This is a genomic window from Gordonia sp. B8661-1 (assembly GCF_059427765.1).
This window is the reverse complement of record NZ_JCAHRL010000011.1, coordinates 111,988-135,168: the sequence shown is the minus strand read 5'-3', so window position 1 is coordinate 135,168 and position 23,181 is coordinate 111,988. Positions and strand designations below refer to the sequence as shown.

Annotated in this window: 19 protein-coding genes, 1 tRNA gene and 2 rRNA genes; 21 read left to right on the top strand and 1 reads right to left on the bottom strand. The window is 65.4% G+C overall.

Going from position 1 to position 23,181, the window contains the following annotated elements; genetic code table 11:
• The first annotated feature begins 22 nt into the window (after positions 1–22).
• The 21 genes from AC4JJG_RS19430 (at position 23) to AC4JJG_RS19330 (ending at position 22,679) form a co-directional block, all read left to right on the top strand.
• A 23S ribosomal RNA gene (locus AC4JJG_RS19430) occupies positions 23–3,155 on the top strand.
• Positions 3,156–3,270: 115 nt separating this feature from the next.
• Positions 3,271–3,387: ribosomal RNA gene (rrf, locus tag AC4JJG_RS19425) — 5S ribosomal RNA — on the top strand.
• Between the two features lie 87 nt (positions 3,388–3,474).
• Positions 3,475–5,559 (top strand): HAD-IIA family hydrolase, encoded by a 2,085-nt coding sequence (locus tag AC4JJG_RS19420; protein WP_495401861.1) that lies wholly within the window; start codon positions 3,475–3,477, stop codon positions 5,557–5,559.
• 11 nt (positions 5,560–5,570) lie between these two features.
• Positions 5,571–5,828, top strand: a complete 258-nt coding sequence (locus tag AC4JJG_RS19415; RefSeq protein WP_495401862.1) for a hypothetical protein — start codon at positions 5,571–5,573, stop codon at positions 5,826–5,828.
• Between the two features lie 14 nt (positions 5,829–5,842).
• Positions 5,843–6,727 (top strand): TlyA family RNA methyltransferase, encoded by an 885-nt coding sequence (locus tag AC4JJG_RS19410; RefSeq protein ID WP_495401863.1) that lies wholly within the window; start codon positions 5,843–5,845, stop codon positions 6,725–6,727.
• A gap of 32 nt (positions 6,728–6,759) precedes the next feature.
• A complete protein-coding gene (locus AC4JJG_RS19405; RefSeq protein WP_495401864.1) occupies positions 6,760–7,725 on the top strand; it encodes an NAD kinase in 966 nt (321 codons plus the stop codon).
• Between the two features lie 2 nt (positions 7,726–7,727).
• On the top strand, positions 7,728–9,485 hold the full coding sequence (recN, locus tag AC4JJG_RS19400) for a DNA repair protein RecN (RefSeq protein WP_495401865.1): 1,758 nt from the start codon (positions 7,728–7,730) through the stop codon (positions 9,483–9,485).
• Between the two features lie 2 nt (positions 9,486–9,487).
• Positions 9,488–9,892, top strand: coding sequence for a DUF2382 domain-containing protein (locus AC4JJG_RS19395; RefSeq protein ID WP_495401866.1), 405 nt, complete (start codon positions 9,488–9,490; stop codon positions 9,890–9,892).
• Positions 9,893–10,181: 289 nt separating this feature from the next.
• On the top strand, positions 10,182–10,859 hold the full coding sequence (locus tag AC4JJG_RS19390; protein ID WP_495401867.1) for a YsnF/AvaK domain-containing protein: 678 nt from the start codon (positions 10,182–10,184) through the stop codon (positions 10,857–10,859).
• Positions 10,860–10,959: 100 nt separating this feature from the next.
• Positions 10,960–12,147, top strand: a complete 1,188-nt coding sequence (gene steA / locus AC4JJG_RS19385) for a putative cytokinetic ring protein SteA (RefSeq protein WP_495401868.1) — start codon at positions 10,960–10,962, stop codon at positions 12,145–12,147.
• 3 nt (positions 12,148–12,150) lie between these two features.
• Complete coding sequence (locus AC4JJG_RS19380) at positions 12,151–13,104, top strand: copper transporter (protein WP_495401869.1); 954 nt, start codon at positions 12,151–12,153, stop codon at positions 13,102–13,104.
• Positions 13,105–13,252: 148 nt separating this feature from the next.
• Complete coding sequence (gene pyrG, locus AC4JJG_RS19375; protein WP_495401870.1) at positions 13,253–14,986, top strand: CTP synthase; 1,734 nt, start codon at positions 13,253–13,255, stop codon at positions 14,984–14,986.
• Complete coding sequence (locus AC4JJG_RS19370) at positions 14,983–15,618, top strand: NUDIX domain-containing protein (RefSeq protein WP_495401871.1); 636 nt, start codon at positions 14,983–14,985, stop codon at positions 15,616–15,618. The genes pyrG and AC4JJG_RS19370 overlap by 4 nt, the downstream gene beginning before the upstream one ends.
• Positions 15,619–15,627: 9 nt before the next feature.
• Positions 15,628–16,560, top strand: a complete 933-nt coding sequence (gene xerD, locus AC4JJG_RS19365) for a site-specific tyrosine recombinase XerD (protein ID WP_495401872.1) — start codon at positions 15,628–15,630, stop codon at positions 16,558–16,560.
• A 205-nt stretch (positions 16,561–16,765) separates the two neighbouring features.
• Positions 16,766–17,653 (top strand): ParA family protein, encoded by an 888-nt coding sequence (locus AC4JJG_RS19360; RefSeq protein ID WP_495401977.1) that lies wholly within the window; start codon positions 16,766–16,768, stop codon positions 17,651–17,653.
• Positions 17,650–18,555 (top strand): segregation and condensation protein A, encoded by a 906-nt coding sequence (locus AC4JJG_RS19355; RefSeq protein WP_495401873.1) that lies wholly within the window; start codon positions 17,650–17,652, stop codon positions 18,553–18,555. Before AC4JJG_RS19360 ends, AC4JJG_RS19355 begins: the two co-directional genes overlap by 4 nt.
• On the top strand, positions 18,552–19,352 hold the full coding sequence (gene scpB, locus AC4JJG_RS19350) for an SMC-Scp complex subunit ScpB (RefSeq protein WP_495401876.1): 801 nt from the start codon (positions 18,552–18,554) through the stop codon (positions 19,350–19,352). The genes AC4JJG_RS19355 and scpB overlap by 4 nt, the downstream gene beginning before the upstream one ends.
• Positions 19,353–19,355: 3 nt before the next feature.
• Positions 19,356–20,333 (top strand): pseudouridine synthase, encoded by a 978-nt coding sequence (locus AC4JJG_RS19345; RefSeq protein ID WP_495401877.1) that lies wholly within the window; start codon positions 19,356–19,358, stop codon positions 20,331–20,333.
• On the top strand, positions 20,333–21,025 hold the full coding sequence (gene cmk / locus AC4JJG_RS19340) for a (d)CMP kinase (RefSeq protein WP_495401878.1): 693 nt from the start codon (positions 20,333–20,335) through the stop codon (positions 21,023–21,025). The genes AC4JJG_RS19345 and cmk overlap by 1 nt, the downstream gene beginning before the upstream one ends.
• Positions 21,022–22,470: a ribosome biogenesis GTPase Der gene (gene der, locus AC4JJG_RS19335; protein ID WP_495401879.1), complete on the top strand. Its 1,449-nt coding sequence runs from the start codon at positions 21,022–21,024 to the stop codon at positions 22,468–22,470. Before cmk ends, der begins: the two co-directional genes overlap by 4 nt.
• Positions 22,471–22,605: 135 nt before the next feature.
• Positions 22,606–22,679, top strand: a tRNA-Pro gene (locus tag AC4JJG_RS19330).
• 129 nt (positions 22,680–22,808) lie between these two features.
• Here AC4JJG_RS19330 and AC4JJG_RS19325 read toward each other — a convergent pair.
• On the bottom strand, positions 22,809–23,018 hold the full coding sequence (locus AC4JJG_RS19325) for a hypothetical protein (RefSeq protein WP_495401880.1): 210 nt from the start codon (positions 23,016–23,018) through the stop codon (positions 22,809–22,811).
• Positions 23,019–23,181: the final 163 nt, after the last annotated feature.

The following is a 23,181-nucleotide window of genomic DNA, read 5'->3' as shown; positions in this document are numbered from 1 at the left end:
TGGGGGTTGTTTGTAGGTGTTGTTGTAAGTGTTTAAGGGCGTTCGGTGGATGCCTTGGTACCAGGAGCCGATGAAGGACGTGGGAGGCCGCGATAGTCCTCGGGGAGTTGTCAACCGTGCTGTGATCCGAGGGTGTCCGAATGGGGAAACCCAGCACCAGTGATGTGGTGTTACCCGCCGCTGAATGTATAGGCGGTGTGGAGGGAACGTGGGGAAGTGAAACATCTCAGTACCCATAGGAAGAGAAAACAATTGTGATTCCGTGAGTAGTGGCGAGCGAAAGCGGAGGAGGCTAAACCATGCGCATGTGATACCGGGTAGGGGTTGTGCGTGTGGGGTTGTGGGGCCCATCTTCTCAGATCTACTTGTCTGAGCGTGAGTCAGAAAATCGTGTGTTAGGTGAAGTGGCCTGGAATGGTCTGCCGTAGACGGTGAGAGTCCGGTAGCTGAAAACATGCGGTCTTGCGTGATGGGTGCCCAAGTAGCAGCGGGCTCGTGGAATCTGCTGTGAATCTGCCGGGACCACCCGGTAAGCCTGAATACTTCCTGGTGACCGATAGCGGACTAGTACCGTGAGGGAAAGGTGAAAAGTACCCCGGGAGGGGAGTGAAATAGTACCTGAAACCGGACGCTTACAATCCGTCAAAGCCTGCGCACCCTTGTGGTGGTGGGTGATGGCGTGCCTTTTGAAGAATGAGCCTGCGAGTTAGTGCTCGGTGGCAAGGTTAACCCGTGTGGGGTAGCCGTAGCGAAAGCGAGTCTGAATAGGGCGTTGAGTCGCCGGGTCTAGACCCGAAGCGGAGTGATCTACCCATGGCCAGGGTGAAGCGACGGTAAGACGTCGTGGAGGCCCGAACCCACTTCAGTTGAAAATGGAGGGGATGAGCTGTGGGTAGGGGTGAAAGGCCAATCAAACTCCGTGATAGCTGGTTCTCCCCGAAATGCATTTAGGTGCAGCGTCCTGTGTTTCTTACCGGAGGTAGAGCTACTGGATGGCCGATGGGCCCTACTAGGTTACTGACGTCAGCCAAACTCCGAATGCCGGTAAGTGAGAGCAGGGCAGTGAGACTGCGGGCGATAAGGTTCGTAGTCGAGAGGGAAACAGCCCAGATCGCCGGCTAAGGCCCCTAAGCGTGTACTAAGTGGAAAAGGATGTGGGATCGCACAGACAACCAGGAGGTTGGCTTAGAAGCAGCCACCCTTGAAAGAGTGCGTAATAGCTCACTGGTCAAGTGATCCTGCGCCGACAATGTAGCGGGGCTCAAGTACACCGCCGAAGCCGCGGCACTCACACAATAACCCGTTGGTTCTCTACGGAGAGCCAGCCAGGTGTGTGGGTGGGTAGGGGAGCGTCCTGCATCCGTGGAAGCCACAGAGTGATCTAGTGGTGGAGGGTGTGGGAGTGAGAATGCAGGCATGAGTAGCGAAAGCAGAGTGAGAAACTCTGCCGCCGAATGACCAAGGGTTCCTGGGCCAGGCTAATCCGCCCAGGGTGAGTCGGGACCTAAGGCGAGGCCGACAGGCGTAGTCGATGGACAACGGGTTGATATTCCCGTACCCGTGTACACACGTCCATGCTGAATCAGTTGTACTAACCGTCCAGATCCCCCAAGAAGACCTTCGGGTCTCGGGTGGGGTGATGCGCGGGACCTCGGCTGGTAGTAGGCAAGCGATGGGGTGACGCAGGAAGGTAGTGGGGCCAGTCAGTGGTAGTACTGGTGTAAGCCTGTAGGACGAACGATAGGCAAATCCGTCGTTCATATAAGTCTGAGAGGTGATGCGTAGCCGTTGCGGCGAATTCCATGATCCTATGCTGCCGAGAAAAGCCTCTAGCGAGTTGGTACACGGCCCGTACCCCAAACCAACACAGGTGGTCAGGTAGAGAATACTAAGGCGATCGAGAGAACTGTGGTTAAGGAACTCGGCAAAATGCCCCCGTAACTTCGGGAGAAGGGGGACCCATCCCGGTGACGGCTCTTGCAGCCTGAGCTGGTGTGGGTCGCAGAGACCAGAGAGAAGCGACTGTTTACTAAAAACACAGGTCCGTGCGAAGTCGTAAGACGATGTATACGGACTGACGCCTGCCCGGTGCTGGAAGGTTAAGAGGACCGGTTAGTGACCTTCGGGTTGCGAAGCTGAGAATTTAAGCCCCAGTAAACGGCGGTGGTAACTATAACCATCCTAAGGTAGCGAAATTCCTTGTCGGGTAAGTTCCGACCTGCACGAATGGCGTAACGACTTCTCTGCTGTCTCAACCACAGACTCGGCGAAATTGCAGTACGAGTAAAGATGCTCGTTACGCGCGGCAGGACGAAAAGACCCCGGGACCTTCACTATAGCTTGGTATTGGTGTTCGGTTCGGTTTGTGTAGGATAGGTGGGAGACTGTGAAACATGCACGCCAGTGTGTGTGGAGTCGTTGTTGAAATACCACTCTGATCGTATTGGACTTCTAACCTCGGACCCTGATCGGGTTCAGGGACAGTGCCTGGTGGGTAGTTTAACTGGGGCGGTTGCCTCCCAAAATGTAACGGAGGCGCCCAAAGGTTCCCTCAGCCTGGTTGGCAATCAGGTGTTGAGTGTAAGTGCACAAGGGAGCTTGACTGTGAGACGTACATGTCGAGCAGGGACGAAAGTCGGGACTAGTGATCCGGCACCAACGTGTGGAAGTGGTGTCGCTCAACGGATAAAAGGTACCCCGGGGATAACAGGCTGATCTTCCCCAAGAGTCCATATCGACGGGATGGTTTGGCACCTCGATGTCGGCTCGTCGCATCCTGGGGCTGGAGTAGGTCCCAAGGGTTGGGCTGTTCGCCCATTAAAGCGGCACGCGAGCTGGGTTTAGAACGTCGTGAGACAGTTCGGTCTCTATCCGCCGCGCGCGTAAGAAACTTGAGGAAACCTGTCCCTAGTACGAGAGGACCGGGACGGACGAACCTCTGGTGTGCCAGTTGTTCTACCAAGAGCACCGCTGGTTAGCTACGTTCGGAAGGGATAACCGCTGAAAGCATCTAAGCGGGAAGCCTGTTCCAAGATGAGGTTTCTCACCCCTTAGAGGGTTAAGGCCCCCCACAGACCATGGGGTTGATAGGCCAGAACTGTACGCACAGCAATGTGTTCAGGTGACTGGTACTAATCGGCCGAGGACTTACCAACAACACCCACACACCCAAACAACACTTTGAGTGTGTTCGCATCCACTATGACACTTCTGAAACAACACACAACACTGACAAACACACAGTCACTGTTGTGCACTGTTTCATAGAGTTACGGCGGCCATAGCGGAGGGGAAACGCCCGGCCCCATTCCGAACCCGGAAGCTAAGCCCTCCAGCGCCGATGGTACTGCACCCTAACCAGTGTGGGAGAGTAGGACACCGCCGAACACAAACACCCGAAAGGGCCCCGCATCCCACAGGTGCCGGGGCCCTTTCGCATGTCCGGACCGTTCCCGCGGATATAGATTGGCTGCTATGAGTAACTTCGATCGCCCGGACCGTCCGCGTCGCGGAGGAAGTGACCGTTCACGCGACGGAAGGCCCGGTGGAGACCGAGGACGTCCCGGCGGACCGGGCCGGCGTGACGGTGGTCGCGGAGATCGTCCGGGCCGTCCCACCCATGGAGCTCGCCGGATCAATCGTCCGGACGAACCGCTGCTGCCCGATGACGTCGCCGCATCCGATCTGGATTCCGAGGTCCGGCGTGATCTGCTGACGCTGGACAAGACCAACGCCGACGTGGTTGCCCGGCACCTCGTAATGGTGACCCGGCTCCTCGAGGAAGATCCGGTCGCCGCCCTGGTGCACGCGAGGGCTGCGCGTGAGCGTGCCGGCCGCGTGGGCTTGGTCCGCGAAACGCTCGGTATCGCGGCGTACAACGCCGGCGAATGGCAGGAAGCGGTCTCCGAACTTCGCGCTGCCCGTCGGATCACCGGCAGCTCGGCACTTCTTCCGTTGATCGCCGACGCGGAGCGCGGGCTCGGCAAGCCGGAGCGCGCGATCGAGATCGCACGCAGCGAGGACGGCCGCGCGTTGACCGGAGACGAGGCGACGGAGATGCGGATCGTCGAGTCCGGCGCTCGGATCGATCTCGGCGAACCCGAGAAGGCGCTCGTGACGCTGCAGGCCGACGATCTGACTCCCGGCCGCACCGGCGTGGGCCCCGCGCGGCTGTACTACGCCTACGCTTCTGCGCTGGCCGCGATGGGCCGGACCGACGACGCCGTCACCTGGTTCATGAACGCCGCGTCCGCCGACGTCGATGACGTGACCGATGCGGAGTTCAAACTGGTCGAGTTGACATCCGATGAGCCCGTCGAGTCGGAGACGGCAACGGATGCAGCTCCCACCGCCGACGACGACGCAGGAGCCTCGGGCAACGGCGCGGTACCCGACGACCAGAAGGCTGCGGGCGAGTCGGTGGCCACCGAGCGGACGGTGTCGACGAGTACCTCCGTGCCGACTTCGGACGACGGCGCCGATGCCGTGAGCGCCGATGCCGTGAGCGCCGATGCCGCGAACGACGGAGCTTCGGGAGTCGGGGAGAACGCCTTGGCGCGCCGCTACGACGCGCTGCTGCTGGATCTGGACGGCACGGTGTTCGCCGGCCATCAGGCGTTGCCCGGCGCCCGCGAGAGCCTGGAAACCGTCGGAACCGCACAGTATTTCGTCACCAACAATGCAAGCAGGCGGCCCGCGCAGGTTGTCGAGCATCTACGGGAGCTGGGTTTCCCGGCCACCGAGGAGCAGGTCGTCACGAGCGCTCAGTCGGCCGCGCGGTTGCTGTCCGAACACGTCGCTCCCGGGTCGCGCGCGCTGGTGATCGGTACCGACGGTCTCGCACAAGAAGTGCGCGAGGTGGGGATCGGGGTCACCCGGAGTGCCGACGACCGGCCGGTGGCGGTCATCCAGGGACATTCTCCGGAGACGGGATGGGCGCAGTTGTCCGAGGCGGTCCTGGCGGTCAACGCGGGTGCGCTGTGGATCGCGACGAATGTGGATCCCACACTGCCGTCGGAACGTGGCCCGTTGATCGGGAATGGATCGATGGTGGCGGCTGTGGCGAATGCGACGGGACAGGAGCCGCTGGTCGCCGGCAAGCCGGCCGCACCGTTGATGGCGGATGCGATCGCCCGGAGTCGGGCGACCCGGCCGTTGGTGGTGGGCGACCGACTCGACACCGATATCGAGGGTGCACACTCCGTGGGCATCGAATCGGCCCTCGTGCTGACCGGGGTCAGCACGGTTCCAGCTCTGCTCAACGCTCCGCCCGAGCAGCGTCCGACCTATGTGATCGCAGACCTCCGTGGGCTTCTCGTCGATGCCGACATCGTCCGGGTCGGTGCCCACGACGGCTGGTCCGTCACCGTGGACGGCCCGGCGGTGTCCGTGACGTCCGGGGACGGCGCGGAACCGGCGAGTCTCGTGCCCGCACTCGCCGCAGAGGTGTGGCGAGCGGTCGACGAGAAGGCACTCGACTCGGAGGAGATCGTCGTGACAGGTACGGACGACACCTCGCGAGAGTTGTTGACGTCCCTGGGCGTGGGGACCGTGCGTTAGCGTGAACCGTGATGACTGATTCGCAACCAGTTCCGCGTCCGGGGCCGCATCTGCGCCCCGGTGCCGCCGACACTGCATCCACTGCCGCGTCACGTGTATCGCCCGACGAGGTGGCGGCGCGGGTCGACGAGATTCTGCGGGACGTCGACGACGTCCGGCAGGCCGTCGGGGACGGTTTCGACCTCGCGGCACTGACGCGTCAGACCGAACTGCTCGAACAAGCACATCACACGCTGACCGCCGCACTCGAAGACGTCGACCCTCGATGAAACGCGGCTGAGAAGTGGCGGCGCGCGTTCGGCTCGACGCGGAATTGGTGCGGCGGGGCCTGGCCCGATCTCGTGAACAGGCCCGCACACTAATCGCCGACGGCCTGGTCAAGGTGAACGGTGTCGTGGCGACGAAGCCGGCGACGAACATCGGCAAGGACACCCCGGTGCTCGTCGCCGAAAGTATCGCCGACGAGTGGGCGTCGCGTGGTGCGCACAAATTGCTCGGGGCGCTCCGGGGATTCGATGATCTCGATGTCGGGGTCGCCGGTGCCCGCTGTCTCGATGCGGGCGCCTCGACCGGTGGATTCACCGATGTGCTGCTTCGCCGCGAGGCCGCCGAAGTGGTCGCCGTCGACGTCGGCTACGGCCAGCTCATCTGGCGACTCCAGAACGACCCGCGCGTGCATGTGCACGACCGCACGAATGTCCGGCACCTGACGCCCGACGACATCGGTGGCCCGGTCGATCTGGTGGTCGCCGATCTGTCGTTCATCTCCCTGGCTCTCGTGCTGCCCGCGCTGGCCGCATGCACGCGGATCGGCGGGTACCTGCTGCCGATGGTTAAGCCGCAGTTCGAAGTGGGCAAGGATCGGGTCGGTTCCGGAGGTGTCGTTCGGGATCCACAACAGCGTGCGGACGCGGTGCTTGGTGTGGCGCGATCGGCCGCTGAACTCGGTCTCGAGACCAGAGGCGTGGTGGCGAGTCCGCTGCCCGGGCCGTCCGGAAATGTGGAGTACTTCCTGTGTCTGCGGAAGGAACGCGATGTGACGGCTCCCCGGCTCGTCGGACATCCCGGCGATGCCGATACCCTTGAGGGTCGAATGGAATCCGTACCCGCCGACGACCCGGAACTGATCGAGATGATCGAACGGGCAGTGGCGGCGGGACCTCGCTGAACGTCGGCAACAGCCGGGACGAAGGGACGATCGTGGCCAACGAACATCGGGAGTTCCTGGTGGTCGCGCATACGGGTCGGGAGATCGTGACCGAGACGATGGACGCGATCGCACGTCACTGTGCCGCCGCGGGCATCCGCCTGCGCATTGTCGACCATGACATCGCCGGAGCACCACCCGACGGCAGCGCGAGCCGTAACGAGAATCATCCGGTGGACCCGGAGCATCTCCGCGAGATCGGTGCGTCGGTGGCCGTCACCTCGGCGGTGCCCGCCTCCGCGGAGGGCTGCGAGGTGGTCATTGTCCTGGGCGGCGACGGCACCTTCCTGCGCGCGGCCGAACTGGCATACCCTGCGCAGGTCCCGGTCCTCGGAATCAATTTGGGCCGCATCGGTTTTCTCGCCGAGGCGGAGGCGAATCGCATCGACGAGGTCATGCGCCGGCTCATCGACCGGGACTATCGGGTCGAGGAACGCATGACATTGGATGTGTCGGTCATCGACCCGGCGGCGCCCGACGACCCGGTGCGTACCTGGGCATTGAACGAGGTGGCGATTCTCAACAGCACCACCAATGGCGTTCTCGAACTGGTCACCGAAGTCGACGGCCGACCGGTGTCCGCATTCGGCGCCGACGGTGTACTGGTGTCGACGCCGACCGGCTCCACCGCCTACGCGTTCTCCGCAGGCGGTCCGGTGATGTGGCCGGATCTGGAGGCGATCCTGGTGGTGCCCAGCAATGCCCACGCACTGTTCGCACGACCGATGGTGACGAGTCCGCGCTCGAGGGTCGCGGTGGAGATCGAGAAGGAGGGGCGTCGAGCCGAGGCGATCTGCGACGGCCGCCGCCGCATTCCGGTGCCCCCGGGCGGACGTGTCGAGGTCGTGCGCAGCGACCAGTCGGTGCGCTGGATCCGGATCGATTCGGAACCCTTCGCCGACCGCCTGGTGACCAAATTCGACTTGCCGGTCACCGGCTGGCGAGGGAGGCAGGCGTAGTCGTGCTCGAAGAACTCTCGATCGACGGACTCGGTGTCATCGAGCGGGCATCGGCCCGCTTTCACCCTGGCTTCACGGTGCTCACCGGCGAGACCGGGGCGGGTAAGACGATGATCGTGACGAGTCTGCACATGCTGTCGGGGGCCCGCGCGGATGCCTCACGGGTGCGGTCGGGCAGCAGTAAGGCGGTCGTCGAAGGACGATTCCGCATCGACGAACCCGATCAGGAAGTCGCCGACATCCTGGAATCCTCCGGTGCCGAGGTGGATGACGACGGCACGGTGATCGCGGTGCGCTCGATGAATGCGGACGGACGATCCCGGGCACATCTCGGAGGGCGTTCCGTACCCGTGGGAGCACTGGGGCGCCTCACCAATCAGCTGCTGGCCATCCACGGCCAGAATGATCAATTGCGACTGCTCAAGCCCGAGCATCAGCGAGCGGCCCTGGACGGATTCGGTGGTTCGACCATCGAGAAGGCACTGTCGGCCTATCGCTCGGCACGCGAGACGTGGGTGGAAACACTCGACGAGCTGGAGAAGCGGCGAACGAATCAGCGCGAGCTGGCGCAGGAGGCGGACCGCCTGCGGTTCGGCATCGACGAGATCGGCGCCGTTGATCCACAACCCGGTGAGGACGAGGAGCTGACGGCGACGATCCGTAGGCTCACGGATCTGGAGACCATCCGGACCGCGGGGGAGACGTCGCACGACATCGTCGCCGGGGATACCGGTTCGGTGATCGACGGTCTGGGACAGGTTCGTTCGATTCTGGAGGGCTCCCCGGACGAGACGCTGCGGGCTCTGCTGCCGCGGGTCGCCGAGGCACTCACGGTCGTCACCGACGTGGGGGCCGAGCTCACCGCGTTCGTCGCGTCACTGCCCGCCGATGCCGTCGAGCTCGACAAGCTGCTCAACCGTCAGGCGGAACTGAAGACACTGGTCCGCAAGTACGCTCCGGATATCGACGGGGTGATCGCCTGGCGTGACATGGCGCAGGCGCGGCTCGCCGAGATCGACGATCCCCATCGGTCGATCGCGGACCTCGAAGCCGCGGCGGAGACGGCTCGGGACAAAGTGCAGTCGGCGGCCACCACACTTCACAAACGGCGAGTGGCGGCCGCAAAGTCGTTGTCCACCAAGGTGTCCGCAGAGCTCGCCGGCCTCGCGATGGGTGATTCGCAGCTCGCCGTGGAGGTGTCCCCGGAACCCGCGGGCGCCGATGATCGGCTCGCGGTGGATCTTGCCGGGGTGCGGGCGCACGCCGGGTCCGCCGGCGCGGACCGGGTCGAGTTCGCGCTCGTCGCGCACAAGGATGCGACTCCGCTGCCGATCGCTCGTTCCGCCTCCGGTGGCGAGTTGTCCCGCGTGATGCTGGCGATGGAAGTCGTTCTCGCCGAGGGGACGAGCGGATCGATCATGGTGTTCGACGAGGTCGACGCCGGCGTGGGAGGTCGTGCGGCCGTCGAGATCGGTCGCCGCCTCGCCGGACTCGCCCGGGCTCATCAGGTGATCGTCGTGACACACCTGCCCCAGGTGGCCGCTTTCGCCGACAATCATCTGGTCATCGGAAAGAGCTCCGGAAAAGGGAAGGCGCCACACACGAGTACGGTGCGTACTCTCGATCGTGAGGCCCGGGTGGCGGAGCTCGCGAGAATGCTGGCCGGCCTCGGTGACTCCGACACGGGCCGCGCCCATGCGGAAGAACTGCTGGAGACCGCGGAATCGAGCCGCGAGACAGACGCATCGGGGACCATATGACGATGACCACCACGCCGCGGACTCGCGTGATACCGCTTCATGCGGAGCGTCTCGAGCCGATTCGTCGCGCCACGACCCGTACCGCGGTGGTCCGGAAAAAAGTGGTGACCCGTCAGGAATCCATCACCGTTGCGGTGACGCGTGAACGCGTGAAGATCAGCCGGCGGCGAGTACATCGTGAGGTCGATGTCCTTCCCGAGCCTTATCAGATTGGCGACACCTATTACGTGCCGGTGGTCGCATTATTCGGAAAGACCGGCCGAATGATCGTATTCGGTGAGGTCATGGTGACCGTTATTCGTGAGACCGCACACGAAACCCATTCGGCCCCAGTGCGCCACGAGATGATCGAAGTCCAGTACGGCGATCCGATTTCGGCGCGTACCGGGGCTCACCGCCGCGCCTGACAGTCACGGGCTTTCCTCTCGGTTCGGCGAATTTTGGGGGTCGACAGCCCATTTGTGAGAGCGATTACCTATACTTCGTGCCCAGGGATCCGCGCATGCACTGCATCCTGCACAACGCACAAGTCGGCGGCGTGTGGTCAGTGGGGGGACGGGTTCCGCAGAGGGTCGGGGAACCAATGTGAGAGGGCGACTTCTCTTGTCGGAACGGACTGGTGGGACGATGGTAGTCACATTCGCGGGGTATGACATCAAGGTGGGGACTCCAGTAGTAGGCCGCGACGGGGCCGAAGTGGGGACGGTTGCGACCACGGAGGGCAATGACCTCGTGGTGGACATCCGCGGTGGTGACCGCATGGCGGTCAGCGAGCAGGGTGTTGCGGCCTTCGAGCCTGATTTCGTGAAGCTCGATCAGGACAGTGAGTGGATCCTCGGTGGAAACTGGCGCACGGCCGATGAGGACGGCTACGGCGTCGTGGACACCGACAACAAGACCATGGACGTCGCCGAAGGCGCCGCCGCGGCAAGCGCGGGCGACGAGAAGCGTTCCATCGACCTGTATCGCGAAGATCTCGTCGCGACCAAGCGTGAGGTCGCCACGGGACTCGTGAAGATCGTCAAGCGTGTCGTGGTCAACGAGGAAGCCCTCGACGTCGACGTGTTCAACGAGAAGCTCAAGGTCGCGCGGGTCGACCTGGACCGCGACGGCGAGGTCGACCACGCCTTCGAGGAAGAGACCTTCGAGATCGAATTGCGTGGCGAGGAGGTCGATCTCGGCAAGCGCGTACGCGTCATCGGACAGGTGGATCTCGGCAAGGAACGCCTGAACCGGACCGAGCGCATGGCAGGCAGCGTCCGGCACGAAGAGGTGGATGTCGACGAAGTCTCGTACCCGGTGGCACGGCCCGTCGGCGCCGAGCGCGTCGTCGCGGACACCTACGGCCGGGAGATCCGCAACAAGGGCGTATGACGCTCATCGAGTGAGACTGCTGTTACTCGTGTGACAAAAGTTGCTCTTGTTACGGCGCGCCTCCGTGGGATTCGTCGTCGGCACGGCAATCATGGGCCTCATGAAGATGCCCGCGCTGCTTGCCCGTACCACCGATGAATTGCCTGGTGTCTCCGGAATCGCCAGGATCGACAAGAACACCAAACGTCTCCTCGGCCGCGTCGGGCCGGGCGACATCGCGATCCTCGACGAGATCGACCTCGACCGGACGGTCGCGGATGCTCTCGTCGAGGCGAATGTCGTCGCGGTGGTCAACGCATCGCCGTCCATCTCGGGCCGTTACCCGAACCTCGGCCCCGAGGTGCTCGTGGCGTCGGGAATCGTGTTGCTGGACAACGTCGGTGACGAGATCTTCAAGCGCGTCAAGGATGGCGCCAAGGTGCGCGTCGACAACGATCGCCTCTACATCGGTGAGCGTCGGCTGGCGCTGGGCACCGAGCTGGAGGAGCGCGACATCGCGGACATGATGATCGAGGCCAAGTCCGGGCTCGTCGATCATCTCGAAGCGTTCTCGGGCAACACGATCGAGTTCATCCGCAGTGAGTCGCCCCTGCTGATCGACGGGGTCGGTGTACCCGACGTCGACGCGGATCTTACGGGCCGGCACGTGGTGATCGTCGCCGACGGTGCCGACCACGCGAGTGATCTCCGTGCGCTGAAGCCGTTCATCAAGGAGTATTCGCCGGTGATGATCGGTGTGGGGGCGGGCGCCGACACACTCATGAAGGCCGGGTACCGGCCGACGCTGGTCGTCGGCGACCCCGAGGACATGAAGACCGCGACGCTGAAGTCGGGTGCGCAGGTGGTGATTCCGGCCGACACCGACGGTCACGCGGCGGGTCTGGACCGCATTCAGGACCTCGGTATCGGGGCGACGACCTTCCCGGCCGCGGGCGGTGCGGGTGACCTCGCACTGTTGCTCGCCGACCATCATGGTGCCGATCTGATCGTCACCGTCGGCTACGGCGGAACCCTCGACGACTTCTTCGACCGGTCGCGCCGTGAGAGCAACCCGTCGACGTTCCTGACCCGGCTCAAGGTCGGACCGAAGCTGGTGGACGCGAAGGCCGTTGCGACGCTGTACCGCAGCCGGGTCTCGGGTGCTGCCATCGCGTGCCTCGTTCTGGCCGCGCTCGTCGCGGTGATCGCGGCGATCATGCTGTCCAATATGGGGCCGGAGATCGCGGACTGGGCGACACAGCAGTACCACCATGCAGTGGACTGGGCGACAGACGTCTGGAACCGTTGATCCATGATTTCGCTTCGCCAGCATGCCATTTCGCTCGTCGCGGTCTTCCTGGCGTTGGCTCTGGGCCTGTTCCTGGGATCCGGATTCATCGGAGATCGGGTCAATCAGGTCACCGGCACCAGCCGTGACCGGATCGGCGACCTGGAGCGTGAGCGCGACAAACTCAACGCCCAGGTGAACGCCGCCAACAGCTTTGACGCCGCGGTGGCACCACGGCTGATCGCCGACACCCTCCCGAAGGAATCGGTGCTCGTGGTCACCGCGCCGAACGCGGCAGACGCCGACGTCGACGCGGTGAAGCAGGCCATCGACACCTCGGGTGCCCGGTTCGCGGGCCAGATCGCATTGACGGACAACCTGGTTCGTGATCAGAACGCCGAGCAGTTGCGCACCATCGTCGATCAGACGATCCCGGCCGGGGCGTCTCTGCGGACCGAGCTGACCGACTCGGGTGGTCGCGTCGGCGACCTCCTCGGGGCGCTGACGCTGCACGCGGATGGTCGTCCGGCGCCGTCGGCGGGCGATGCCCGGCTCGGGCTGCAGGCACTGCGCGAGGGCGGTTTCATCAACGTCGCCGACGGTGCGGTCTCGCCCGCCGGCCTGGTCGTGGTCGTCACCGGCAACGCGTTGCCCGCCGACTCCGGGGCGCAGGGCGCGCTGGTCGGCAGGCTCGCCGCGGCCATGGCGGCCCGCGCGCAGGGCGGAGCGCTCGTCGGCCGGACCGGATCGGCATCGGGCGGCTCACCGATCGCGGTCGTCCGTTCCGATCCGGCGCTCGGCAACGCCGTGTCCACCGTCGACAACGTCGACCAGCAGACCGGGCGCATCACCTCGGTTCTGGCACTGGCCCAGGAAACCCGCGGCCGGACCGGAGCGTACGGCACCGGCCCCGGAGCCCGGGCCATCACGGTGGGTGCGGCGGCGGTCGACGGTTCCGGGGACAACTCCGGCAACTGAGCCGGACGGTGACCGGAACGGACGAGTGGTGAGGACCACATGGTGTCCGGTTCGGTGTGGCGGCGAGAGAACATGGCCCGAGGTGTTACCGTGGAGTCCCGTAGGTAGACAGGTATTTCTGGCCTGAACGGCCGACGGGAGACGCGCTTTGCGACCACTGCGCCATGTGCATGCTGACACCAAACACATCTTCGTGACGGGTGGTGTCGCCTCGTCCCTCGGGAAGGGGCTGACCGCCTCGAGCCTCGGGCAGTTGCTGACGGCACGCGGTCTTCGCGTGACCATGCAGAAGCTCGATCCCTATCTCAATGTGGATCCGGGCACCATGAACCCGTTCCAGCACGGCGAGGTGTTCGTCACCGAGGACGGGGCCGAGACCGATCTGGACGTCGGCCACTATGAGCGGTTCCTGGACCGCAATCTGTCGCAGTCGGCGAATGTGACCACCGGCCAGGTGTATTCGACGGTCATCGCCAAGGAACGTCGCGGAGAGTATCTGGGTGAGACCGTCCAGGTGATCCCGCACATCACCGATGAACTCAAAGCCCGTGTGCTGGCCATGCGTGAACCCGGCGAGGACGGCGTCGCACCCGACGTGGTCATCACCGAGATCGGCGGCACCGTCGGCGACATCGAATCCCAGCCGTTCATCGAGGCGGCTCGTCAGATCCGTCACGACGTCGGCCGTGACAACGTGTTCTTCCTCCATGTGTCTTTGGTGCCGTACCTGGCGCCGTCGGGTGAGTTGAAGACCAAGCCCACGCAGCATTCGGTGGCCGCGCTGCGCAATATCGGTATCCAGCCGGACGCGCTGATCCTGCGCTGCGATCGTGATGTTCCCGAGGCGCTGAAGAAGAAGATCGCGCTGATGTGTGACGTGGACATCGAGGGCGTCATCTCCACGCCCGACGCGCCGTCGATCTACGACATCCCGAAGGTGCTGCACAACGAGCAGCTGGACGCCTATGTCGTCCGGAAACTGGGGTTGCCCTTCCGCGACGTCGACTGGTCGGTGTGGGGCGAATTGCTCAAGCGGGTGCACGATCCGCGGGAGACGGTCACCATCGCGCTCGTCGGCAAGTACGTCGACCTCCCGGACGCCTACCTGTCGGTTACCGAGGCGATCCGGGCCGGTGGATTCGCGTGGCGGGCGCGCACGGAGATCACCTGGGTGCCCTCGGACACGTGTGCCACCCCGGAAGGGGCGCAGGCGGCTCTCGGCGACGTGGACGGGGTCCTCATCCCCGGCGGATTCGGCATCCGCGGCATCGAGGGCAAGCTCGGTGCGATCAGCTACGCCCGCAAGCGCGGGATCCCGCTGCTGGGCCTGTGCCTGGGACTGCAGTGCGTGGTGATCGAGGCCGCACGATCTGTCGGCCTGACCGAGGCGAGTTCCACCGAATTCGACCCGGACACACCGGATCCGGTCATTTCGACGATGGCGGATCAGACCGAGGCGGTGGCCGGTGAGGCCGACCTCGGTGGCACCATGCGGCTCGGCGCGTACCCGGCGGTCCTGCAGGACGGCAGCGTCGTCGCGGACGCGTACGAGGCCACCGAGGTGTCCGAACGGCATCGGCACCGGTTCGAGGTCAACAACGCGTACCGCGACAAGATCGCGGAATCCGGGCTGGAGTTCTCCGGAACGTCACCCGACGGTGCGCTGGTGGAGTTCGTCGAGTACCCGAGGTCGGTGCATCCCTTCCTGGTTGCCACGCAGGCACATCCGGAACTGAAGAGCCGGCCGACGCGTCCGCATCCGCTGTTCAAGGCATTCGTGGGTGCGGCGCTGGAATACAAGGCGGCCGAACGGCTTCCGGTGGAGATCGACGAGCGCGAACCGGTCGCGGCGGAGAGCGTCGCAGAGGACAGCGGCGTGTGAGCGGGCCGGGCGCACACGACTTCGCGGTCCGGGGCAGTCGCACCGTGTACTCGGGAGCGATCGTTGCCCTGCGGCTCGATGAGGTGGAGATGCCCGGCGGCGGCGTCGTGCAGCGCGAGGTCGTCGAACACCATGGCGCGGTTGCCATCGTGGCGCGCGACGGCGAGGGCCGGATCGCCATGGTGCGCCAGTACCGCCACCCGATCGGCCGTCGACTCCTGGAGTTGCCCGCGGGGCTTCTCGACGGAGGACCGGAGGAACAGCCTCTCGAGGCGGCCCGACGCGAACTCGCCGAGGAAGCGGATCTGGCCGCCGACTCGTGGCGGGTGCTCGTCGACATCGATTCCTCACCCGGATTCACCGATGAGGCACTGCGCATCTATCTCGCCGAAGATCTGCACGCCCTGCCCGCCGCGGAGCGTGAGGACGAGGAGGCCGATCTGACCGTGGAGTGGGTCGACGCCGAGATTGCGGTACGCAGGGTGTTCGCGGGTGAGATCGTGAACGCGACCAGCGTCATCGGCATTCTCGCAGTCGCGGCGCTCGCGGATCGGGACGTCCAACTGCGTCCGACGGACGCCGAGTGGACCGATCGGCCGCATCGGTTCGAGGATCGCCGTGCACAGGGCTGAGGCCTGAGGATGCCGCTGGATCCGGGGCCCATCGCCGAACCGGTGACCCGCTACCTCGATCACCTGACGGTGGAGCGGGGGGCCGCGGTGAACACCGTCAACTCCTACCGGCGGGACCTCGGGCGCTACGGGGACTACCTGACCTCACGCGGCATCGACGGGCTGCCCGCAGTCACCGAGCACGACGTCCGCGAGTTCCTCGTGGATCTTCGGCGCGGCGACTCCGACCGCGGTACCGTACCGCTCGCGGACAGTTCGATCGCGCGAACCCTGGTGGCGGTCAGAGGGTTTCACAAGTTCGCGGCCGCCGAGGGGATCGTCGCGGAGGATGCCGCACATGCGGTTGCGCCGCCGCGTCCCGCGCGTCGTCTGCCCAAGTCCCTTCCGGTCGACGAGGTGGTGGCGATCCTGGACGCGGCCGGCTCGGACGACCATCCCCGTGGACTGCGGGATCGAGCACTGCTGGAACTCTTGTACAGCTGTGGCGCCCGGATTTCGGAGGCCACCGCACTCGACGTCGACGACATCGACATGGAGAATCGCGCGGTTCGGCTGCGCGGCAAGGGTGGCAAGGAGCGGATCGTCCCCGTCGGCGGCCCGGCCGTGTCGGCGATCGAGGCCTATCTGGTGCGAGGTCGTCCCGGGCTCGTCCGGACCGGCAATCCCGCGCTGTTCCTCAACGCACGAGGCGGTCGCCTGTCGCGACAGTCGGCGTGGCAGGTGCTCTCCGACGCAGCGCGGCGCGCGGGGCTCGACAAAGCGGTGTCGCCGCACACCCTGCGGCACAGTTTCGCGACGCACCTGCTCGACGGCGGGGCCGACGTACGCGTCGTGCAGGAACTGCTCGGTCATGCCTCGGTGACCACCACGCAGGTCTACACGCTGGTCACGGTCACCACGATGCGCGAGGTGTACGCCACCGCTCATCCGCGGGCCCGATGACGATCTGCTCCCCGACGCCGCAACGGCGATGCTCCGCCGGATCCCGGCGGTCACCTACTAGGCTTGACGAACACCACGAATACGCTGGACCGACATGAGTGAAGGGAGCGGTGGACACGTGACCATCCCCGGGGCCCCGAGGTCCGGCGTCGCATTCGACGATCAATACCGGATTCCGGTCGCTGAGGATCAGTACCGGATCTCGATGCCGCAGAGCAGCGACACCGACGAGGACCACGATCACGAGGGTGAGCTGGGACCTACCGGTCGTCCGTATCGTCCCGTCCCGGAACCTCAACCGCTGGACCGGCATGGACCGGCCACCGTCATCGCCGTCTGCAACCAGAAGGGCGGCGTCGGCAAGACGACGTCCACGATCAATCTAGGTGCCGCGCTCGCCGAGTACGGCCGGCGCGTTCTTCTGGTCGACCTCGATCCGCAGGGTGCGTTGTCCGCCGGCCTCGGGGTGCCGCACCACGATCTGGAACAGACCGTCTACAACCTGCTGGTCCCGCCCCAGGTCGCCACCGACGAGGTGCTCATGCGCACTCGCGTCGACGGCCTCGACCTGCTGCCGAGCAACATCGACCTGTCGGCGGCGGAGATCCAGCTCGTCACCGAGGTGGGTCGCGAACAGGCCCTGGCCCGCGCACTGCACCCGGTGGCCGACCGCTACGACTACGTGCTCATCGACTGCCAGCCGTCGCTCGGACTGCTGACGGTGAACGCGTTGGCCTGCTCCGACACCGTGCTCATCCCGATGGAGTGCGAATACTTCAGCCTCCGCGGCCTGGCCTTGCTGACCGACACCGTCGACAAGGTTCGTGACCGCCTCAATCCGGCGCTCACGCTCGGCGGCATCCTCGTCACCATGTTCGACGCGCGGACCCTGCATTCCCGTGAGGTGATGCAGCGGGTCGTCGAGGTCTTCGGTGAGAAGGTCTACGACACCGTGATCAGCCGCACGGTCCGCTTTCCGGAGACCAGTGTGGCGGGCGAGCCGATCACCTCGTGGGCACCGAAGTCGGCGGGCGCCAAGGCGTATCGGGCGCTGGCGCGTGAGGTCATCGCCCGTAATACCCGTTCGGCATGACCGAATCGTCGACCGCCGTGGCACCCGATCCCGAGGACGTGGACACCGACCCGGCGCAGGCAGCCGGCCCGGGGGAGACGCCCGTCGAGGTCTCCGCGGATGCCGACGGCAAACCCACCGGATTCCAGGTCAAGCTCCGCAACTTCGAAGGCCCCTTCGACCTGCTGCTGAACCTCATCAACCAGCACCGCATGGACGTCACCGAGGTGGCACTGCACGAGGTGACGGACGAGTTCATCGCGTACACAAAGGAACTCGGGCCGAGTATGGGGCTCGAGCAGACCACCGAGTTCCTGGTCGTCGCCGCTACACTGCTGGACCTGAAGGCGGCACGCCTGTTGCCGAGCGGCGAGGTCGACGATCCGGAGGATCTCGCGCTGCTCGAAGCGCGCGACCTGCTCTTCGCGAGGCTGCTGCAGTATCGGGCGTACAAACAGGTGGCTGCGCTCTTCGGTGAATTGGAAGCGGCTGCGCTGCAACGGTATCCGCGGGCCGTATCCCTCGAAGACCAGTTCGCCGACCTGCTGCCGGAGGTCACGCTCGGGGTGGACGCGAACGGGTTCGCCGGCGTCGCGGTGGCCGCCCTCACGCCCCGCCCGACACCGACCGTCGGCCTCGATCACCTGCACGACTCCCATCAGGTCTCCGTCCCCGCGCAGGCCAAACGGCTGGCGACCCTGCTCAGTGCTCGCCCCGGTGGGTGGCTGGGTTTTCGCGAACTCATTGCCGACTGCACCACCGGACTGGAGGTGGTGGGCTCCTTCCTCGGCCTCCTCGAGTTGTATCGCGAACAGGCCATCACCTTCGAGCAGCCCGAGGCGCTCGGCGATTTGCTCGTCAGCTGGACCGGGGATCGCGATCTCGACGACATCAACATGGAACGGGCTGAGGACTACGGATGAGTGAACCGGAGACGACTGGGCCGGACACAGACGAGCCGGACACAAGGTTGGGCACGGGCGACGTCTCCGCGCCGGAGGTGCCCGGACAGACCGAATTGGAGGTGGGCGACGACGCTCGCGTCGTCCTCGACGACGACCGGCTGCGCGCCGCCCTCGAGGCGGTGCTCCTGGTGGTCGACAGTCCGGTCGGCACCGACGAACTGGCGACGGCCGTCGAACAGGCCCCCAGGCGTGTGCAGGAGATGCTCACGCGCATGGCCGCCGACCTCACGGAGTCGGGCAGCGGCATCGATCTGCGGTATGCGGGCGACGGGTGGCGGTTCTACACGCGATCCGATTACGCACCGTACGTCGAACGCCTGCTCCTCGACGGTGCACGCTCCAAACTGACCCGCGCAGCGCTGGAAACCCTCGCGGTGATCGCCTACCGGCAGCCGGTCACCCGCGCCCGGGTGAGCGCGATCCGCGGTGTCAACGTCGACGGTGTGATCCGCACCCTGGTCGGCCGCGGACTGATCAACGAACTGGGCACCGATCCGACGACCACGGCAACCACGTACGGCACCACCGAACTGTTCCTGGAACGGCTCGGCCTCGCCTCCCTCACGGAACTGCCCGATCTGGCGCCGCTGCTGCCGGACGTCGACGTCATCGACGACCTCGACGAAGAGCTCTCGTCGGATCCGCGATTCGCCAAACTCGACGCCCACCGGTCAGACTCGATAGGGAACGACCCCAACGGCACGGCCGCCGACGATCCGTCGCCGGCCGCCCCGAACCCCGACCACCAGGACTGACATATGGCATCCGCTAGCCGAGACGGCACACCGGGCCCGCGCCGCAAGCCCGCGCGCGCCGCGACCCCCAAGAAGACCGGCAAGAAGGGCGCACCGCAGCAGAGTGCGCCGCACGCGAAGAAGACCCACCGCAAGGGCTCATCGAAGCCGGATGTGGCTTCCGGCAAGGTGCGCCTCAACAACGCCAAACCCGCGCGGCATCAGATCGCCGAGCACGAGTCCGCTGAGGCGGGCGCCACCTATGTGGCCGACGGCGTGCGATTGCAGAAGGTGCTCGCGCAGGCCGGCGTCGCATCGCGCCGTGGCGCCGAGGAACTGATCGCGGCCGGACGCGTCGAGGTCGACGGCGAGATCGTCACGGAACAGGGCCTGCGCATCAATCCGGACACCGCCGTGATCCGCGTCGACGGAGCCCGCGTCGTGATCGACGAGGACCGGCAGTACCTGGCGCTGAACAAGCCGAAGGGCTGGCAGTCGACCATGTCCGACGACCAGGGTCGGCCATGCGTCGGTGACATCGTCGCCGAGCGCGTGATGGCCGGCCAGCGGCTCTTCCATGTGGGGCGTCTGGACGCCGACACCGAAGGTCTGCTGCTGCTCACCAACGACGGCGAGTTGGCGCACCGCCTCATGCACCCGTCGTTCGAGGTGCCCAAGACCTACCTGGCGACGGTGCGCGGCGAGGTGCCGCGTTCCCTCGGGCGTACGCTGCGCGCCGGTGTGGAACTCGAGGACGGTCCCGTCGCCGTGGACGCCTTCACCGTCATGGACGTGCACGAGGGCCAGTCGCTGGTGCGGATCACGTTGCACGAGGGACGCAATCGCATCGTGCGGCGGCTTCTCGAGGAGGTCGGCTTTCCGGTGCAGGCGCTGGTGCGGACACATATCGGAGCGGTGTCGCTGGGGGAGCAGCGTCCGGGCAGTCTCCGCGTGTTGGGCAACAAGGAGATCGGCGAACTGTACAAGGCGGTCGGGCTGTGATGGTCGTGTCGACGCGGGTCGGTGTCATCGCCATCGACGGGCCCGCGGGAACCGGTAAGTCGACGGTGTCGTCGCTGGTCGCCGAACGAGTGGGCGCGCAGATGCTCGACACCGGTGCGATGTACCGCGCGGCCACCCTCGCGGTGCTGAACGCGGGTGTCTCCGTGGATGATTCGGATGCCGTGGGCCGGTTGGTGGAGACGGTCGAGATCCGCCAGGACTTCGACGGCGGCGCATCGGTCACGCGGCTCGACGGGACGGACGTGTCGAGCGAGATCCGTACCGACGCCGTCACCGACGCGGTATCGGCCGTGTCCGCGGTACCCGTGGTGCGCACCATTCTCGTTGCGGTGCAGCGCGAAGCGGCGCGAGGACGTTTCGTGGTCGTCGAAGGCCGCGACATCGGCACGGTCGTCTTCCCGGACGCATCGGTGAAGATCTACCTGACCGCGGCACCCGAGGTGCGTGCACAGCGGCGGCACGAACAGAACATTCAGGCAGGTCGCGACAGCGATCTCGCCGACGTCCTGGCCGGTGTGAACCGCCGGGACCATCTCGACTCGACACGAGCGATGTCGCCTCTGCGGCCCGCCGACGATGCCATCATCGTGGACACCGGCGACCTCACACTGGCTGAGGTCGTCGATGCTCTCGTGAACCTGATCGACACGCGGATCGGAGTGCAATCATGACGGATACGCCGACGACCGACGGCAATCTCGCGATGCCCGGAGACGGCACCTGGTCGGATGAAACCGACTGGGAGATCGGTGAACTCGACGCCGAAGGCAATCCCGTCGACGCCACCCCGATGCCGGTCGTCGCCATCGTGGGACGGCCGAACGTCGGCAAGTCCACTCTCGTCAACCGCATCCTCGGCCGCCGCGAGGCCGTCGTCGAGGACATCCCCGGTGTGACGCGCGACCGCGTCTCCTATTCGGCCAGCTGGACCGGCCGAAAGTTCACCGTCGTCGATACCGGCGGCTGGGAACCGGACGCCAAGGGACTGCAGCAGGCCGTCGCCGCGCAGGCCGAACTGGCCATGCGCACCGCAGACGCCATCGTGCTGGTCGTCGACGCGACTGTCGGAGCCACCGCGACCGACGAGGCCGTGGCCCGGGTGCTGCGCCGCTCGAAGACCCCGGTCATCCTGGCGGCCAACAAGATCGACAGTGAACGCGCCGAGGCCGAGGCAGCCGCATTGTGGTCGCTGGGGCTGGGGGAGCCGCATTCGATCTCCGCCGCCCACGGTCGTGGCGCGGGCGATCTTCTCGACGAGATCCTCAAGGTGCTCCCCGAGACGCCTCGTGAAGGTGGTGCGACGCTGGGCGGTCCGCGCCGCGTGGCCCTCGTCGGCAAGCCGAATGTCGGTAAGAGTTCGTTGCTCAACAAGCTCGCGGGCGAGGAACGCTCGGTGGTCGACAACGTCGCGGGCACCACTGTCGATCCGGTCGACGAGTTGATCGAACTCGGCGGCAAGACATGGCAATTCATCGATACCGCAGGTCTTCGGCGCAAGGTTCGCACCGCCAGCGGCCACGAGTACTACGCGTCGTTGCGCACCAAGGCTGCGCTGGATGCGGCCGAGGTCGCGATCCTGTTGATCGACGCCTCCGAGCCGATCACCGAGCAGGACCTCCGCGTGCTGTCGATGATCATCGAGAGCGGCCGTGCCCTGGTGATCGCGTTCAACAAGTGGGATCTGGTCGACGAGGACCGTCGCTACCAACTCGACAAGGAGATCGACCGTGAGCTCGCCCGCGTGCCCTGGGCGCGCCGGGTGAACATCTCCGCCGAGACCGGACGATCGGTGCAGAAGCTGGTGCCCGCACTGGAGGGCGCACTGGAATCGTGGGACAAGCGCATATCCACCGGCCGGCTCAACAACTGGCTCAAGGAAGTCATCGCCGCCACACCGCCGCCGCTGCGCGGCGGGCGTCAGCCGCGCGTCATGTTCGCCACCCAGGCTGCGACCCGCCCGCCGACCTTCGTGCTGTTCACCACGGGCTTCCTGGAGGCCGGCTACCGCCGCTTCCTCGAACGCCGCCTGCGCGAGGAGTTCAACTTCGACGGCTCACCCGTGCGTATCAACGTCCGCGTCCGCGACAAGCGTGAACACCGACGCTCGAAGCGTTAGACACTCACCCGTTTCCCTCCCGCTTATCGGATCCAATAAGCGTCTCGGAAACGGGGTAGCGGGAGGCCGCTGACCAGCCGATTGGTTCGAACTCCCGCTCGTCGGCTAGGATTTCGGAGGTCCCCAACGGGACAACGGGCTGTGGCGCAGTTTGGTAGCGCACTTGACTGGGGGTCAAGTGGTCGCAGGTTCAAATCCTGTCAGCCCGACAGTGCAAAACCCCTTCCGACCGGCTTCGGAAGGGGTTTTCTCGTCACCGGGAGGTGATGGCCATGGGCACGTCGCTGCTGACTGAGATGCGACTGGCAATAGCCGGAGTCCAGCAAGTACGACGCGTATCAACGCGTTTCTGCCGCTTCGGCGACGAGTGACAGCGCCGTTCTCAGGGCAGCGATGCGGTTGATCATGAGGGTTCGTCGGCCATCGCTCAGCCTGGCAAGGTCGATCGCCTCGCACTTGGCGAGGAGGGACATCAACTCCCGGTGCGCAATCGCCAAGTCGGATGGGCTGTGTTCCGGTGTTCGGCGCGCCAGCTTCTCTTCAGTCACAACACACCATCATCCGCTGATGGGGCGCAGCTGACCACCGCGTCGATCCGAGAGACAGTGTCGATCCGAGAGACAGTGGAGCGGCCCAGGCGCGCGACTCGAATCGTTGGGCCGCTCCATGTTCTCCGAACAATGGTCGCCGAAGCGCATTGCCCAACTCGGC